The organism is Holzapfeliella floricola DSM 23037 = JCM 16512 (genome assembly GCF_001436605.1).
GTDB classification, from domain to species: Bacteria; Bacillota; Bacilli; order Lactobacillales; family Lactobacillaceae; genus Holzapfeliella; species Holzapfeliella floricola.
In genome coordinates this window covers 16,528-33,239 of the sequence record NZ_AYZL01000016.1, presented here as the reverse complement: position 1 = coordinate 33,239, position 16,712 = coordinate 16,528, and the positions used below count along the sequence as shown (strand labels likewise).

The 16,712-nt window shown below is 34.4% G+C and carries 16 protein-coding genes; 15 read left to right on the top strand and 1 reads right to left on the bottom strand.

Going from position 1 to position 16,712, the window contains the following annotated elements:
- Nucleotides 1-58: 58 nt before the first annotated feature.
- Nucleotides 59-1,621: a ribonuclease Y gene (rny, locus tag FC86_RS02560; protein ID WP_056974444.1), complete on the top strand. Its 1,563-nt coding sequence runs from the start codon at nt 59-61 to the stop codon at nt 1,619-1,621.
- A 95-nt stretch (nt 1,622-1,716) separates the two neighbouring features.
- A complete protein-coding gene (locus FC86_RS02555; RefSeq protein ID WP_056974443.1) occupies nt 1,717-2,850 on the top strand; it encodes a glycosyltransferase family 4 protein in 1,134 nt (377 codons plus the stop codon).
- An 18-nt stretch (nt 2,851-2,868) separates the two neighbouring features.
- On the opposite strand, the gene FC86_RS02550 is transcribed toward FC86_RS02555, so the two are convergent.
- Entirely contained in the window at nt 2,869-3,495 is a 627-nt protein-coding gene (locus FC86_RS02550) for a YigZ family protein (RefSeq protein WP_056974442.1), read from the bottom strand.
- Nucleotides 3,496-3,526: 31 nt separating this feature from the next.
- Here FC86_RS02550 and FC86_RS02545 point away from each other — a divergent pair, with 31 nt between their 5' ends.
- From FC86_RS02545 to FC86_RS02485, 13 genes are all read left to right on the top strand, one after another.
- Nucleotides 3,527-4,813: a helicase-related protein gene (locus FC86_RS02545; protein ID WP_236692281.1), complete on the top strand. Its 1,287-nt coding sequence runs from the start codon at nt 3,527-3,529 to the stop codon at nt 4,811-4,813.
- Complete coding sequence (locus FC86_RS02540) at nt 4,804-5,496, top strand: ComF family protein (RefSeq protein WP_056974440.1); 693 nt, start codon at nt 4,804-4,806, stop codon at nt 5,494-5,496. Before FC86_RS02545 ends, FC86_RS02540 begins: the two co-directional genes overlap by 10 nt.
- 125 nt (nt 5,497-5,621) lie before the next feature.
- A complete protein-coding gene (gene secA / locus FC86_RS02535) occupies nt 5,622-7,988 on the top strand; it encodes a preprotein translocase subunit SecA (RefSeq protein ID WP_056974439.1) in 2,367 nt (788 codons plus the stop codon).
- Between the two features lie 57 nt (nt 7,989-8,045).
- Nucleotides 8,046-9,162, top strand: a protein-coding gene (gene prfB, locus FC86_RS02530; RefSeq protein WP_201779565.1) for a peptide chain release factor 2 whose coding sequence is annotated in 2 segments (ribosomal slippage) — nt 8,046-8,117 and nt 8,119-9,162 — 1,116 coding nt in all. Because the reading frame shifts where the segments join, the coding sequence is not laid out codon by codon here.
- 19 nt (nt 9,163-9,181) lie between these two features.
- Nucleotides 9,182-10,042, top strand: coding sequence for a phosphate ABC transporter substrate-binding protein PstS family protein (locus tag FC86_RS02525; protein ID WP_056974437.1), 861 nt, complete (start codon nt 9,182-9,184; stop codon nt 10,040-10,042).
- Between the two features lie 12 nt (nt 10,043-10,054).
- Nucleotides 10,055-10,981 (top strand): phosphate ABC transporter permease subunit PstC, encoded by a 927-nt coding sequence (pstC, locus tag FC86_RS02520; protein WP_056974436.1) that lies wholly within the window; start codon nt 10,055-10,057, stop codon nt 10,979-10,981.
- Nucleotides 10,981-11,868, top strand: coding sequence for a phosphate ABC transporter permease PstA (gene pstA / locus FC86_RS02515; RefSeq protein ID WP_056974435.1), 888 nt, complete (start codon nt 10,981-10,983; stop codon nt 11,866-11,868). The genes pstC and pstA overlap by 1 nt, the downstream gene beginning before the upstream one ends.
- A gap of 10 nt (nt 11,869-11,878) precedes the next feature.
- Nucleotides 11,879-12,685: a phosphate ABC transporter ATP-binding protein PstB gene (pstB, locus tag FC86_RS02510; RefSeq protein ID WP_056974434.1), complete on the top strand. Its 807-nt coding sequence runs from the start codon at nt 11,879-11,881 to the stop codon at nt 12,683-12,685.
- 13 nt (nt 12,686-12,698) lie between these two features.
- Nucleotides 12,699-13,457: a phosphate ABC transporter ATP-binding protein PstB gene (pstB, locus tag FC86_RS02505; RefSeq protein WP_056974433.1), complete on the top strand. Its 759-nt coding sequence runs from the start codon at nt 12,699-12,701 to the stop codon at nt 13,455-13,457.
- Between the two features lie 23 nt (nt 13,458-13,480).
- Entirely contained in the window at nt 13,481-14,164 is a 684-nt protein-coding gene (phoU, locus tag FC86_RS02500) for a phosphate signaling complex protein PhoU (protein ID WP_056974432.1), read from the top strand.
- Nucleotides 14,165-14,208: 44 nt separating this feature from the next.
- Nucleotides 14,209-16,029 (top strand): glycerophosphodiester phosphodiesterase, encoded by a 1,821-nt coding sequence (locus tag FC86_RS02495; protein WP_056974431.1) that lies wholly within the window; start codon nt 14,209-14,211, stop codon nt 16,027-16,029.
- Nucleotides 16,030-16,040: 11 nt separating this feature from the next.
- A complete protein-coding gene (locus FC86_RS02490) occupies nt 16,041-16,334 on the top strand; it encodes a hypothetical protein (RefSeq protein ID WP_056974430.1) in 294 nt (97 codons plus the stop codon).
- A complete protein-coding gene (locus FC86_RS02485; protein ID WP_056974429.1) occupies nt 16,327-16,683 on the top strand; it encodes a phage holin family protein in 357 nt (118 codons plus the stop codon). Before FC86_RS02490 ends, FC86_RS02485 begins: the two co-directional genes overlap by 8 nt.
- Nucleotides 16,684-16,712: the final 29 nt, after the last annotated feature.

Here is a 16,712-nt window from a genome sequence, read left to right as displayed (position 1 = left end):
GTGTGACAATTACTATTAAATAGTGTATTAATTTAGATAAAGTGATAGGGGATTTATAATGAATATTATTATAACAATAATCCTGGCTATTGCGACATTGTTTATTGGTTTATCTATAGGATATATCCTTCAAAAAAGAGCATATGCAATAAAAGTTAATTCAGCTACAGATGAAGCCAGCTCAATTGTGGCTACTGCTAAAAGAGATGCTGAAAATGTAAAAAAAGAAACACTTTTACAAGCTCAAAAAGAAGCTTATAGCTATAGAAACCAGATCGAAGATGAGTTAAAGCAAAGACGCGACACAATTTCAAAACAAGAAAATCGCTTAGCTGCGCGCGAAGATACTATTGATAGAAAAGATATCTCTTTGGATCAAAGGGAAAAACAAATTCGTCAAAGCGAACAGCAAGTAAACATTTTGAAAGAAGAAGCGGCACGACAAAAGCAAAATGTTGATGAATTAGTTGCTCAACAAGAAGATAAGTTGTATCAAACAGCACAATTATCTAAAGAGGATGCTGAACAATTAATTTTGACAAAGCTTTCGGAAGATTTGAGACATGAACGTGCAACGTTAATCCAACAGAATCAAGAACAAATTGATAATTCTGTTGATAAACATGCTAAGAATCTTTTGGTTCAAGCTATTCAAAAAGGTGCTGCAGAAACGGTTGCAGAAACCACAGTTTCTGTCGTCAATTTACCTAATGACGAGATGAAAGGCCGGATAATCGGTCGTGAAGGCCGTAATATTCGCAGTTTTGAGGCATTAACGGGGATAGACTTAATTATTGACGACACACCTGAAGTTGTTGTTTTAAGTGGATTTGATCCAATCAGACGTGAAATTGCAAAACGTTCACTTGAAAAACTAATTGAAGATGGTCGTATTCATCCTGCCCGAATTGAAGAAATTGTCGATAAATCACGTAAAGATGTTAACGATGATATTTATCATGCAGGAGAACATGCCTTAATTGAATTAGGTATTCATAATATGCACCCTGATTTAATCAAAATTGTCGGTCGATTGAATTACCGTACAAGTTATGGACAAAATGTGTTGAACCACTCTATTGAAGTCGCACAACTTGCGGGTAATCTCGCAGCTGAACTTAATCTAGATGAACAACTAGCTAAAAGAGCAGGATTATTACACGATATAGGTAAAGCTATTGATCATGAATTGGAGGGATCTCATGTTGAGATAGGGGTTGAATTGACAACTAAGTATCATGAGCCAAAAGTTGTTGTTAATGCCATAGCATCTCATCATGGTGATATAGAGCCGACTTCTTTTATCGCACTACTTGTGCAGGCTGCTGATACTATTTCTTCAGCTAGACCAGGAGCAAGGTCTGAATCACTTGAAAATTACGTTAGAAGACTTGAAAAATTAGAGGCAATAGCTAATAATTTTGAAGGTGTCAAACAAACTTTTGCGATTCAAGCTGGACGCGAAATTAGAGTCATGGTATCACCAGAAGAAGTTTCAGATGATGAGATTGTCATCTTGTCACATGAAATCCGTCAAACAATTGAAAATCAACTTGAATATCCAGGCAATATTAAAGTGACAGTTATTCGAGAAAAAAGAGCTATTGACTATGCCAAATAAAGCGAAGATATCAGTATCTTCGCTTTTTAAATTGTATTTAAACTAGGTCACTTGTATAATTTGTAGTAGATAAATTAGTTATTGGAGCAAAAATTATGTATAACATTATAGTCAACTTGGTTTTAACAGTTATAATTTCAGCATTTATAACCCCATTCGTTAGAAGACTAGCTTTTGTATTGGGGGCTGTTGATAATCCTAATGCACGTCGTGTCAACAAAAAGCCTATGCCCACAATTGGTGGTTTGAGTTTATTTATAACTTTTTCCATTTCAACTTTCGTATTGTTGCGAGACCAATTTCCCACACATGAACTATTTGGAATATTTCTGGCGGCCTCTGTTATTATCTTAACGGGTATTGTTGATGATATCAGAGAGTTGAAACCTCGTTACAAAATGTTAGGAATGATTTTAGCAGCAGTTATCATTTATCTGCTGGCTGGAATTAAAATGGTTCATTTTTACTTACCATTTTTTGGCCTAATCAACCTAGGTTGGTTAAGTTTTCCAATAACCGTTTTTTGGATATTGGCTTTTACTAATGCCGTTAATTTGATTGACGGGTTGGACGGATTAGCTGCAGGTGTTTCAATGATTAGTCTGCTAACTATGGGAGTTATAGGATTCTTTTTCTTAGTCAACACAGATTCTTACGTCTCACTAATGGCTTTTGTGCTAGTAGCAGCTCTAATCGGCTTTTTACCTTACAATTTTCATCCTGCAAAAATTTTTCTAGGGGATACTGGCGCGTTATTTTTAGGTTTCATGATTGCCGTACTCTCTTTAAAAGGGTTGAAAAATGTAACACTAATTTCATCAATTGTTCCAATTGTTATTTTAGGTGTGCCAATTACAGACACAATTTATGCTATGCTTAGACGTGTTTTAAACAAAAAACCGATTTCACAAGCGGATAAACATCATTTGCATCATCAATTAATGCAAATGGGCTTTACACATAGACAAACTGTCTTAGCTATTTATGGTATCTCGTTAATTTTCGCGTTTTCCGCAATGCTTTTTGTTTTATCACCAGCACAAGGTGTGTGGTTCTTACTAATCGCAGTGGCTTTTGCATTAGAAATTTTCGTAGAGTCTATTGGGTTAATGGGACCTAATCGCAAACCATTATTATCTTTCATTAGACGTAAAATTCAAAAAAACAATCACAATGATAAAGTCGTTTCTAAAATGAATCATAAAGTAGACAAAAAAAATAAGTCCTAGTAACCTAGGGCTTATTTTTTATGCTGGAATTTCGTTATATCGAGCTTCACCAATTTCAAATTCAACTTTACCACTTAAAATTTGAATGATTTTTTCCTTTGTAGGCTCTATATCGGCTTCATCTAAAAATATACCAATAAAGATATCGCTACCGAATTCTTTTTTTGCTAAGAGAATCTCATTTTGTTCTAAAAAATAGTCAATTTTTCCTAGATTAGCGTAGTCAACGCGGAATAATAATTCAGGTTGAAGAACACGATAAACGACCCCGATTTCTTCTGCACCTTTAGATACTGCATTACTATAAGCACGGATTAATCCACCAGCGCCTAATTTGATTCCACCAAAATAACGAGTAACCACAACCACCACATTTTGCAGATTCATCATTTTTAAAGCTTCAAGCATTGGAACACCGGCAGTACCAGAAGGTTCGCCATCATCGTGTGCACGTTGATGTTCATTATTTTCGCCAATAATATAAGCACTACAGTTGTGAGTCGCACTGCGGTGTCTTTTTTTAATTTGATCAATAAATTCTTTGGCTTCATCTTCATCAAAAGCACGTTTAAAAGTTGCAATAAAGCGACTTTTCTTAATAACGATTTCAGATGCGGCTTCTTCTTTAATTGTGTAATAATTCATGAAATCACTCCTTAATAGTGTAATTATTAATATGATTAAACAAGATAATTTACATGGTCGTCAGATTTTAATAAAAAATTTTCAAAAGCAAAAAGCCAGTCAATATGGGAACCTTGTTTCAGCCTTTTCCGGTGACAAATGTCTGAGGTGTGGTCAAAGTAAGTTTTACACACTACCTACAAAAGTAAGGCAGTGCATGACTTGTGTTGAATTAAAAGCAGTTTTTGAAACGGACTTTTTGCTGAGAGTTCCAAGTACTAACTTTGAAAAAGTAACTGGTTCTATTTTAACATGGGGTGGGAGATTGACTAAAGAACAACAAAAAATTTCACAACAATTAGTAAAATATTTAAAAAATAAGCAAGATTCATTGGTTCATGCAGTAACAGGGGCGGGGAAAACTGAAATGCTATTTGAATCAATAGCTTTTGTCTTAAAAGAAGGGATGCGAGTAGCAATATGCTGTCCAAGAGTAGATGTTGTAGATGAACTATTTGAAAGACTATCAATAGCTTTTTCAAAAACTCAGATTGGAAAGTATCATGGCAACGCTCATCCGCCATCGTTTAATTACCAATTAATTATTTGTACGACACATCAATTGATGAAATTTTTTGCGGCTTTTGATTTAATTGTGATTGATGAAGTTGATGCCTTTCCTTTTGAGTCATCAGCTATTTTGCATTATGCGATGACTCAAGCTTTAAAGCCACTAGGTCAAAAAATATTATTAACCGCAACGCCAAGCCAAGCGTTACTAACCCAAGTTAAAAAAGGTAAGTTGAACTATCTGTTGCTGAATAAACGATATCATGGTTATAGGTTGCCTGTTCCAAAATGTCATTTGCTCTGGCAAAGAAACGCTATTGGTCGCTTTGTACTTGATTTTAGATTAAAGAAAATACTTAGCCAATTTATAGTGGATAAAAAGCCAATATTAATCTTTGTCGATAAAATAGCGAAATTACCTGAACTAAAAACAAAGCTTAAGCGATTCTACCCAGATTTGATAATTGATACGGTCAGTTCAGTTGATTCAGAACGCCATCAAAAAATTCTTCGATTTAGAGAGGGTAAGATTGAATTGTTATTAACCACGACTATTTTAGAAAGAGGTGTCACTTTTGAAAATGTTCAAGTCATTATCTTAGATGCTGATGACGCTATTTTTAAAACTTCATCACTTGTTCAAATAGCAGGTAGGGCTGGGAGGAAAATAGATTTTCCCGATGGGGAAGTGCACTTCTTTTATCATCATTATACAGGTGCGATTAAAAAATGTGTTAGCCAAATTAAGAGGATGAATAAATGGAAATAGTATGTTTGCTTTGTCAAAAGTCGATTATTGAGATTAATTTATATCGATTGCTAACTCATCGTAATCAAGAGAGTATTTGTGAGGGGTGCGTTGATCAGTTTAAGAGAATTAACGACTATAAGTTTGTTTGTCAAATGTGTCAAAAACCGCTGGGGAAAAATATTGATAAGTGTGAAGACTGTCAAAAGTGGCAAAATATTTATCCAAATGATTGTCTAAAAAATTATGCACTTTATAGTTATAACAAAGAGTTTAAAACGTTGATTAAACGCTATAAGCGTTATCATGACGCATCAGTTTGTGAAGTGTTTGTTGCGTTGATTAAAAAAGCAGCAATCTATCAAGGTTATGATTACTATGTTAGTTTACCGTCCAGCGATCAACATTTTAAAGAACGACAATTTGATCATATAGCGTTAATCTTTTCAAAAATTTATACATTAACACCGCTATTAAATCACATACAAGGTAATGATTATAAATCTCAGGGTGAAAAGAATCGACAAGCACGATTGAAGAGTCAACAGATGTTTGTTTGTGATTATTTTGAATTTAGTGAAACGACCAAAATTTTATTGTTAGATGATATTTATACAACAGGACGAACACTCTATCATGCAAAAGATGCTATAAGAAAAAAAGGGTTTAAAGGTCGAATTGATAGTTTGAGCATTGCTAGGTGACTTAATTCTGTAAAATTGCTACAATTTAATCGTTATACAATTTAATTTTTTTACTATAAATGATAAAATGTTATCGGAAGAGTTAGAAGTATTAATTATCAAAACATAATTGAGGGAATTTATATATGGCAAATATTTTAAAGCGTTGGATTGAAAATGATAACCATGAAGTCAAACGTATTAGCAAGATAGCAGATCAAGTTGATGCGCTTAGCAAAGAATTTGAGGCTTTATCTGACGAAGAATTACAACAAAAAACACCAGAACTAAAGCAACGTCTAGAATCAGGGAAGACTTTAGATGACATTCTACCTGAGGCTTTTGCAACAGTTCGTGAAGCTGCAAAACGTGTTCTAGGACTTTATCCATACCATGTTCAAATTATGGGTGGTATTTCTTTACATGAAGGTAACATTTCAGAAATGAGGACCGGTGAAGGGAAAACACTGACAGCTACAATGCCGGTTTACCTAAACGCATTGAGTGGAAAGGGTGTTCATGTTGTAACAGTTAATGAATACTTGTCTTCACGTGATGCTACAGAAATGGGTGAACTGTATAAGTGGGTAGGTCTAACAGTTGGATTGAATCTTAACCAAATGTCTTCAGATGAAAAGCGTGAAGCTTATAATGCAGATATTACTTATTCAACTAATAGTGAACTAGGTTTTGACTACTTGCGTGACAATATGGTTGTTTATAAAGAACAACGTGTGCAACGTCCATTGAATTTTGCTGTGGTTGATGAGGTCGATTCTGTTTTAATTGATGAAGCAAGAACACCGTTGATTATTTCAGGTCCTGTCGAAAATGCTACAGTAAATTATGTTCGTGCTGATAAATTTGTCAAAACTCTTAAAGAAGAAGATGACTATACTATCGACTGGCCAACTAAAACAATTAGTTTGACCGAAGATGGTATTCGTAAAGCAGAAGAAACATTTCACTTAAATAATCTATACGACATTGAAAATACAGTATTGAATCACCATATTGATCAAGCGCTAAGAGCTAATTTCACAATGCTACATGATATTGATTATGTGGTTGATGATGGTAAAGTTATGATTGTTGATCAGTTCACTGGTCGTGTAATGGAAGGTCGTCGCTACTCTGATGGTCTTCACCAAGCTATTGAAGCTAAAGAAAATGTCAAAATCGAAAATGAATCAAAAACAATGGCCAACATTACCTATCAAAATTTATTTAGAATGTATTCTAAATTATCTGGTATGACGGGGACTGCTAAAACTGAACAAGAAGAGTTCAGAGAAATTTATAATATGCAAGTCATTACTATTCCAACTAACCGTGAGGTTCAAAGAAATGACTTACCTGATTTGCTTTTCCCAACACTAGAAAGTAAGTTTTCAGCTGTTGTGAAAGACATTAAAGCTCGTCATCAAAAAGGTCAGCCTGTATTAGTCGGAACAGTTGCAGTTGAGTCATCAGAATTATTATCTAATATGTTAGCTCATGAAAACATTCCTCACGCTGTTTTAAATGCTAAAAACCATTTTAGAGAAGCAGAAATCATTACAAATGCAGGGCAACGTGGTGCTGTAACAATTGCTACTAACATGGCTGGACGTGGTACTGATATTAAATTAGGACCTGGTGTTAAAGAAGTTGGCGGGTTAGCAGTTATTGGGACTGAAAGACATGAATCACGTCGTATTGATAATCAACTTCGTGGACGTTCTGGTCGTCAAGGTGATCCTGGTGAAACTCGCTTTTATTTATCATTTGAAGATGACTTAATGAAGCGCTTTGGTTCTGAACGTGTGAAAGCATTTTTAGATCGTATTTCAGGAGACGATGAAGATAAAGTAATCGAAAGTCGTCTTTTAACGCGTCAAGTTGAGGTTGCACAAAAACGTGTTGAGGGTAACAATTATGATACACGTAAACAGACCCTACAATATGATGATGTTTTACGTGAACAACGTGAAGTTATTTACAGTCAAAGAATGCAAGTTATCGAAGAAAGAATTGACTTGAAACCAATTCTTATGCCTATGGTTTATAGAACAATTGAACAACAAGTTAACCTGTACACTCAAGGTAATATCAGTGATTGGAACACGGATGCATTAAAAGATTTTGCTATCAGTTCATTAGCTTCAGAAGAAGTTGTAAATCAACTTGATTTTTCGAAATCAAAAGACGCACAGGATGTTCAAAATAGTTTACGTGAGTTAGCAGATGAATCTTACAAACAAAAAGCACAAGATTTACCAGATCCACAGCAATTCTTAGAATTTGAAAAAGTCGTCATATTACGTGTAGTAGATGATCGCTGGACAGACCACATCGACGCCATGGAACAACTACGTCAGTCAATTGGATTACGTGGTTATGGTCAACTAAATCCATTAGTTGAGTATCAAGAAGAAGGATTTAAAATGTTTGAGGAAATGATTGGAAACATCGAATACGATGTGACAAGATTGTTTATGAAAGCAGAAATTCGTCAAAACATGCGTCGTTAATAAATATGCAGGCCGTTACATACGACCTGCTTTTTGATGGAGAGGAAAAGTGTCCTTGTGGAAAATAATGAAATTAACAGAATATTATCCAAACTAGATCAAAAAGTAACGCAATTCAGGGGGTCTCTTTGACTTAGATAGTCTAGCCGAGTCAATAGCCTTAAACGAACATCAAATGAGTCAAAATGACTTTTGGAATAATCATCAAACCGCTCAAAAAGTAATTGATGAAACAAATTTAATGAAGAAAAAATATGATAATCTGTTGTCATTAATTCAAGAGCTAGATGATGCAAAAGTATCATTTGAACTTATACAGGAAACAGATGATGCTGAGCTTACAATTGAACTAGAAAATTCACTTGAATTATTAAAAGAAAAAATGCAAAACTATGAATTGAGTTTGCTACTTTCAGACGAGCATGATTCAAAGAATGCGCTACTTGAAATTCATCCAGGTGCTGGTGGAACAGAATCACAAGACTGGGGAGCTATGTTACTACGAATGTACCAAAAATGGGCAGATAAGCATCATTTTTCTGTCGAATTTAATGATTACCAAGCCGGAGAAGAAGCTGGTATTAAAAGCGTTAGTCTTTTGATTAAAGGTGATAATGCTTATGGTATGTTAAAATCAGAACATGGAGTGCATCGATTAGTTCGAATATCGCCCTTTGACTCAGCAAATCGTCGCCATACATCTTTTGCTTCTGTTGAAGTGATGCCTGATATCGATCATTCAATTGATATCACTGTTAACGATGATGATTTGCGAATTGATGTTTTTCGTGCTAGCGGTGCAGGAGGTCAGCATATTAATAAAACGTCATCTGCTGTCCGGATTACCCATTTGCCAACAGGCTTTGTGACCAGTTCACAAGCTCAAAGGTCACAGCTGCAAAATAAAGAAACAGCTATGAAAATGTTGAAAGCTAAACTTTTTCAGTTAGAAAAAGAAAAGCAGGAGCAAGAAAAAGCAGCCATCAAAGGTGAACAGTTGGAAATAGGTTGGGGTTCACAGATTAGATCGTATGTGTTTCACCCTTATACGATGGTTAAAGATCATCGTACTCAACATGAAGTTGGTAACGGTCAAAGTGTTATGCTCGGAAATCTTGATTCATTTATGTATGCTTATTTACAATGGCATTTAAGCCATCAAGATAATAATTAAAACTCTCAGGAGATTAGGTATGAAGAAAAAAATATTAGGACTCTTAACACTAATGGCAACAATGTTAATAGCAACGGGTTGTCAAATTAAAGGTGAAGTTATGAATGTCGTTGGTTCTTCTGCACTGCAACCATTAGTTGAATCTGCAGGGGAAAGCTTCTCAAAAATCCATCCAGATTTGTACGTTAATGTTCAAGGGGGCGGAACTGGAACGGGCCTTGCACAAGTTCAAGGCGGTGCTGTTGATATTGGTAATTCTGATTTATATGCCGAAGAAAAATCCGGGATTGATGCCTCACAACTCACTGATAACCGTGTAGCAGTTGTTGGGATTACGCCAATCATAAATCCTGACTTAAAAGTTTCCAATTTAACATTACAACAGTTAAGCGATATTTTTTCAGGAAAAATAACTAACTGGAAAGATGTTGGTGGTCAAGATTTACCGATAACTGTAATCAATAGGGCTCAGGGTAGTGGGACTCGTGTAGTTTTTGAAAGTGCAGTTTTCAAAAATGGTGAAAAAGCTATCAAAGCTCAAGAGCAAGATTCAAGTGGTATGGTTCGACAAATTGTTGCAACTACACCAGGAACTATCAGCTATTCATCCTATAGTTACATCAACGATTCCGTAAAAACACCAGCTGTTGATGGGGTTGTTTTAAGCCACGACACAGTCGTTGATAATAGTTGGAAAATTTGGGCATATGAGCATATGTATATTAGAAAAGATATGCAAAAAGAACGTGTGCATGAGTTCTTGAATTTTATTTTATCTGATGACGTTCAAGATAATATCGTGAACAAAATGGGATATATTGCAATTAAAGATATGAAAGTTGAAAAAACCCTAGATGGTCAAGTCAAGTCAATTGAATAAGAGGTGTGATTTATGAATGATCCAATTAGAGAAAGTATGCTGAAAAAGTCTAAGGCTGCTAAACGTGAAACTTTTGGAAAAACAATATCATTTTTAGCAATTGCTGTTATTGTAGCTGTTGTTGCAGCAATTTTTTATTTTGTAGCCTCAAAAGGAATTTCTACATTTACACAAAATGGTGTTAATTTTTGGGACTTCTTAACTGGTAGTACTTGGAACCCAGGTTCAAAAGGTGCTGATGGTAAGCCGCTTGTAGGGGCATTGCCTATGATTTTGGGATCGTTTTTTGTTACGATTTTAGCAGCAATTATTGCAACACCATTTGCAATTGCAGCCGCAATTTTTATGACAGAAGTTGCTGGTAAAAAAGGAACTAAAATTTTACAACCTGTTATTGAGTTACTAGTTGGTATCCCATCTGTTGTGTACGGATTTATTGGACTATCTGTTGTAGTGCCATTTGTCAGATCTATTTTTGGTGGAACTGGGTTTGGTATTTTAGCAGGAACTTTCGTATTATTTGTTATGATTTTGCCAACCGTGACGTCGATGACCGTTGATTCATTGCGTTCAGTTCCTAGACACTATCGTGAAGCTTCTTATGCACTAGCTGCTACAAGATGGCAAACAATTTATAAAGTAATCTTGCGTTCTGCAATGCCTGGAATCTTAACAGCAATTGTGTTCGGAATGGCGCGTGCTTTTGGTGAAGCTTTGGCTGTTCAAATGGTTATCGGTAACGCCTTTACGGTTCCTAATAGTTTGACAACACCAGCTTCAACATTGACTAGTGTTTTGACGATGGGAATGGGGAACTCGGTAATGGGAACGTTGAGTAACAATGCTCTTTGGTCCCTTGCTTTAATCTTATTGATGATGTCCTTAATCTTTAACTTAGTGATTAGATGGATTGGTAATAAAGGAGGAAATACTAAATAATGAGTCCAAAACGTGTTGATAAAATTGCAACGGGTGTTATTTATGCAATGGCGGTAATTATTGTTATGATCTTAGTTGCTTTATTAGCTTATATTCTAATAAATGGACTACCTCATGTTAGCTGGTCTTTTATCGTGTCACCTTCGCGAGTCTTTGAAGCTGGTGGTGGTATTGCAGCTCAACTATTCAATTCCTTTTATTTGCTAGTACTTTCGATGATTATTTCGATTCCTCTTTCGATTCTGGCTGGGATTTTTCTTTCAGAGTATGCACCTAAAAATAAACTAACTGATTTTGTTAGAACTGCCATTGAAATTTTAAGTTCATTGCCTTCAGTTGTTGTTGGATTGTTTGGTTTTTTAGTGTTTGTTATCCAATTTAAAATTGGTTTTTCAATTATCTCAGGAGCATTATCTTTGACCCTATTTAATTTACCACTTCTAACGCGCAATGTTGAAGAGTCACTTCAGTCCATCCATTTCACTCAACGTGAAGCAGGGTACGCGCTTGGATTATCACGTTGGGAAACAGTTACTCGTGTAATTATTCCAGAAGCATTACCTAGTTTGATTACAGGTATTATTTTAGGTGCTGGACGTGTATTTGGTGAAGCTGCTGCGCTAATTTATACTGCAGGTCAGAGTTCACCAGCACTAAACTTTTCTAATTGGAACCCACTGTATATTAATAGTCCGCTGAATCCATTTAGACCTGCTGAAACATTAGCTGTTCACATTTGGAAAATAAATGGTGAAGGGATTATCCCCGATTTAAATGCTGTATCTACGGCCTCTTCAGCCATCCTAATTTTAGCTGTTTTGATTTTCAACTTAATCGCTAGAAGCTGGGGTAGAAGACTGTACAAACGTTTAACAGGTGCTAATTAAGGAGACACTTATGGCAGAAAAAAGACTGACTCAGAATATTCAAAAATTAGATGAAAACAAGCATGAAATTGCGCTTTCTACAAAAGATTTACATGTTAGTTATGGTGACCACGAAGCAATCCATGGTGTAGATTTACAATTTGAACGTTACAAAATCACGGCTCTAATTGGTGCATCTGGTTCAGGTAAATCGACTTATCTTAGAGCACTAAATCGTATGCACGATAATATTGCTAATACATCTGTAACTGGTGAAATTTATTATCGTGACTTAGATATTAATCGCGATAATATTGATGTCTATGAGATGCATAAACACATTGGCATGGTATTTCAAAGACCCAATCCTTTTTCTAAATCTATTTATGATAATATTACGTTTGCTTTAAAAAGACATGGCTTGCGTAATAAAAAGCAATTAGATGAGATTGTTGAAACTTCGTTAAAGCAGGCGGCTCTATGGGATCAAGTAAAAGATGATCTTCATAAGAGTGCTCTGGCACTTTCAGGAGGACAACAGCAAAGACTATGCATTGCCCGTGCGATTGCTATGAAGCCTGATATTTTACTACTTGATGAACCTGCAAGTGCTCTTGATCCAATTTCGGCTTCAAAGGTTGAAGAAACTTTGATGGAACTTAAAAAACATTACACTATTGTTATTGTTACTCATAATATGCAACAAGCGGCTCGTATTAGTGATCGAACAGCCTTTTTCCACTTAGGTAATGCTATCGAATACGATGAAACGCGTAAGATTTTTACTCGACCAAAAGTAAAATTAACTGAAGATTATGTATCAGGACACTTTGGATAGGTAGGTAAAGCAAATGACAAAACCAATTATTTCAACAAAAGATGTACATCTGTTTTATGGCAAAAAAGAAGTTCTAAAAGGTATTTCAATGGATTTTTATCCCAATGAAATTACGGCTTTAATCGGTCCAAGTGGGAGTGGGAAATCGACTTTGCTACGTTCATTAAATCGAATGAATGATTTTCAAGATAATGTAACTATTACAGGATCAGTAAATATTGAAGATAAAAACATTTATGCCCCAACAACCAATAAAGTAGATTTACGTAAGCGTGTTGGAATGGTATTTCAACAACCCAACCCTTTTCCTTTTTCTGTTTATGAAAATGTTGCCTATGGGTTAAAACTTGAAAAAAAGCATACAAAAGAAGAAATTGATCAGATTGTAGAAGACAGTTTAAAAGCTGCGGCTGTGTGGGATGATGTGAAAGACAAGTTGCATGAAAGTGCACTATCGCTATCAGGTGGACAACAACAAAGAGTTTGTATCGCACGTGTTTTAGCAGTTCACCCAGAGGTTATTTTATTAGATGAGCCGACAAGTGCACTGGATCCTATCTCAAGTGGGAAAATCGAAAACATGTTATTATCACTAAAAGATGAGTATACGATTGTTATCGTGACCCATAACATGGGACAAGCATCTAGAATTTCTGATAAAACAGGGTTCTTTTTGGATGGTAATTTGGTAGAATATAATAAGACAAAACACATTTTTATGACACCGTCTGAAAAAGAAACAGATGATTACATTTCTGGTAGATTTGGTTAATATAATAAGGGAGGAGAAATATTGTGAGATCAAATTTTGAAAAAGAATTACATGAATTACATGATAATTTTGGTCGTATGGGTCGATTAGTCAGTGAAAATATTGGCCGTGCGGTTAAATCTTTTATTGATCATGATAAACAGCAAGCACAATATGTCATTGATACTGATCCAAGTATTAATGGTATTGAGGTTGATTTGGAGAAAAAATCATTTGAAATGATTGCTCTACAACAGCCCGTTACAACAGATTTGCGAAATATTGTGACAATTATGAAGGCTAGTTCTGATCTGGAACGTATGGCTGACCATGCTGTAAGTATTGCTAAAGCAACTATCAAGGTCAAAGGTGAAGCACGTGTATACGGTATTGAAGATGAGATTGCACATACTGCCGATTTGGTGATTCAACTTGTAATTGACGCTTTAGAAGCATACCGTGTTCAAGATGATCAATGGGCTCGTGAAATTTCAAAGCAAGATATTTTAATTGATAAGCAAGCTAAAAAAATTAACGCGCACATTATTAGTGAGATGAAAAAAGATCCAGATACTATTTTAGGAAATACTTATTACATGTTAGTAACAAGTTATTTAGAGCGTATCGGTGACTATGCAACTAATATTTGTGAGTGGGTTGTTTACCTAAAAACAGGTAAGTTAATTGAATTAAACAACCATGTTAAACATGATAGCCAAGATAACTAAAAGCTGACATTAAATGTCGGCTTTTTTGTTTAGGGGGGATTTGAATGTCGACTATTGAGTCAGTAAAACAGACATTAGCAGAATTAAAGAAAAATTTTTCAATTATTGTATTACTTTACATTGTTGTCGATATTATTTTGTTAGGACTTATTGTTCCTTTTACCAATGGTGCAACTAGTTTTTTAGCTAAGTTATTTGAAGTTGACTATATTGCGTATGATAATATTTTGGCTGTAATTTCACATGATTTGCTATTTATCATCGTTATGCTAATACTGTTATTAGTGATTTTATTTATTGTTTTTTTGCAATTTTCTATTTTATTAAATGGTATTCGTCAAATTGTGCACCTGAATCAAATTGATTTAGATAATTTATTTAAAGATGTAAAAAATAGTTTGCATAGTTTAAATATCAAAACAGTACCATTTTTTGTATTTTATGCGTTAGTTATTATTCCTTTTTCAGATTTTATTTTTTCATCACCCTTATTAAGTAAAGTCAAAATCCCACAATTTGTTATGTTATTTATTATGCAAAATCCGGTCATTGCTGTAACTCTAGTAGCATTAACTGGCCTATTAATCTATATAGAAGTGCGATTTATTTTGCTCTTGCCTATCATGTCATTCAACTGGCGCCGTCCTAAAAAAATGCTTAGAAATTGTTTACAGGCGACACAACAGAGCTTTTGGAAAATTTTGTTTAGAATCTTAATACCTGCAGGCCTGTTTATCGTTATAAACTTTTTACTAATGACGGTATGGATAACAATTTCATATTTTATCGAACATTTATTACCTCAATATGCCTTTTTATCAGGACAGGTTTTTCTTATATTAATTCAGTTAACACAGGTTGTAACGGCGACCCTATCAACGGCTTCAGTTATGATTGTGTTACTTCAACTATATGAAGAAAAAGAACAAGTAGTTGCTAAAAACAGCAATTATCATATAAATGATGTCGAAATCAAAAATCAAAAAAGAATTTATCGATTTTTTATTGGCTTAGCTATCATATTAATTGCGGCAAGAGTAACTTATTCAAATTATGGTTATCTGAAAAATCCGGGGTTTAATAATGTAACAATTATTTCTCATAGGGGACTAGATAAAGAGAATGGTGTTCAAAACACGATTCCTGCACTTTTGAATGTAATTCCTGAAAAGCCTGATTATGTTGAAATGGATATTCATATGACAAAGGATCGTCAATTTGTTGTGATGCATGATAACAATCTGTCTGCATTAACAGGCAAAAATGCGCATGTTCATGATTTAACTTTAGATCAATTAAAACAATTAATAGTCTCAGAACACAATCAAAGCGCTCCTTTAGCAAGTTTTGATGATTATTTACAAACTGCCAATATTAACAATCAAAAACTATTGATTGAAATTAAAACGGATAAAGGAGATAATCCTACCGAAGTTGTTAATGTGTTTAACCAAAAGTATCAGCAAAATGTTTTAATCCATCATCATAAAATTCACTCGCTATCAGCAAAAGTTGTAACTGAACTTAAAAAAATCAATTCAAAATTTGATGTTAATTACATAACGACCTACAATATATTTATGCCAACATTGAATGTAGATGGTTATAGTATGGAGTCTTCAACGTTAAATCGTTACATGGTACTTAAGGCGCATCAAAATCATAAGAACGTTTATGCGTGGGATATCAACAACATTGAAGACATTAACTTAATGATGTTGTATCGAGTTGATGGATTAATAACCGATAACTTGAAGGAAGTTAAAGAAAGTGTTAATGAATTAAAAACGTCTACTTCTATTACTGAAAAATTAGTAATATATATTAGTGAAATAAACGGATTGAAAAATTATTTAGTTAACTAAAGGAGAACAAAATGTCAGTTTTTCTAATTGTGTTAGGAATCTTATTTTTAATTATGCTAGTGGTTATTTTCTTTATGATGCTTGGACTAATTCTTACTGTTTTATTCAAGTTTATTTTGCCATTATTCATTATATTTGCTATTGGGATGTGGATTTATGTTGCACATAATCGACGTAAAGGAACAACCAAATTTAATAAAAACTACTTTAAAAATAATCGGTACCATAGATATTACAAACCAAATTCAGCACGCAAACATGCTGAAAATGTAACAGAAGAAAAAAAGGAGGATACACATGACTAGGTTTATTGGCAAGTCTCTTATTAATGCGGTTGTTTTGATTGCACTAGCGGGATTGTTTCCTAAGATGGTTTATGTGGACAATCTACTGTCGGCTATAGTTGTAGGTATTATTTTAACTTTCTTAAGTACAACGCTGACACCAATTTTACAATTTTTTGCTTTGCCACTAACCTTTTTAAGTTTGGGTCTTTTTGCGTTAGTCATTAATGGTCTTACATTAGCAATTGCCATCGCATTTTCAGGTGGTGCCATTGCAATTTCAAGCTTTTGGGCAACTATAATTTGTGCCATTATCATCACCTTAGTGCAACGAATGGCCACTAACTTTTTTCAAAACAATTTAAAATAAAACGAGATGTTTCGAAAAATTAGTAATAG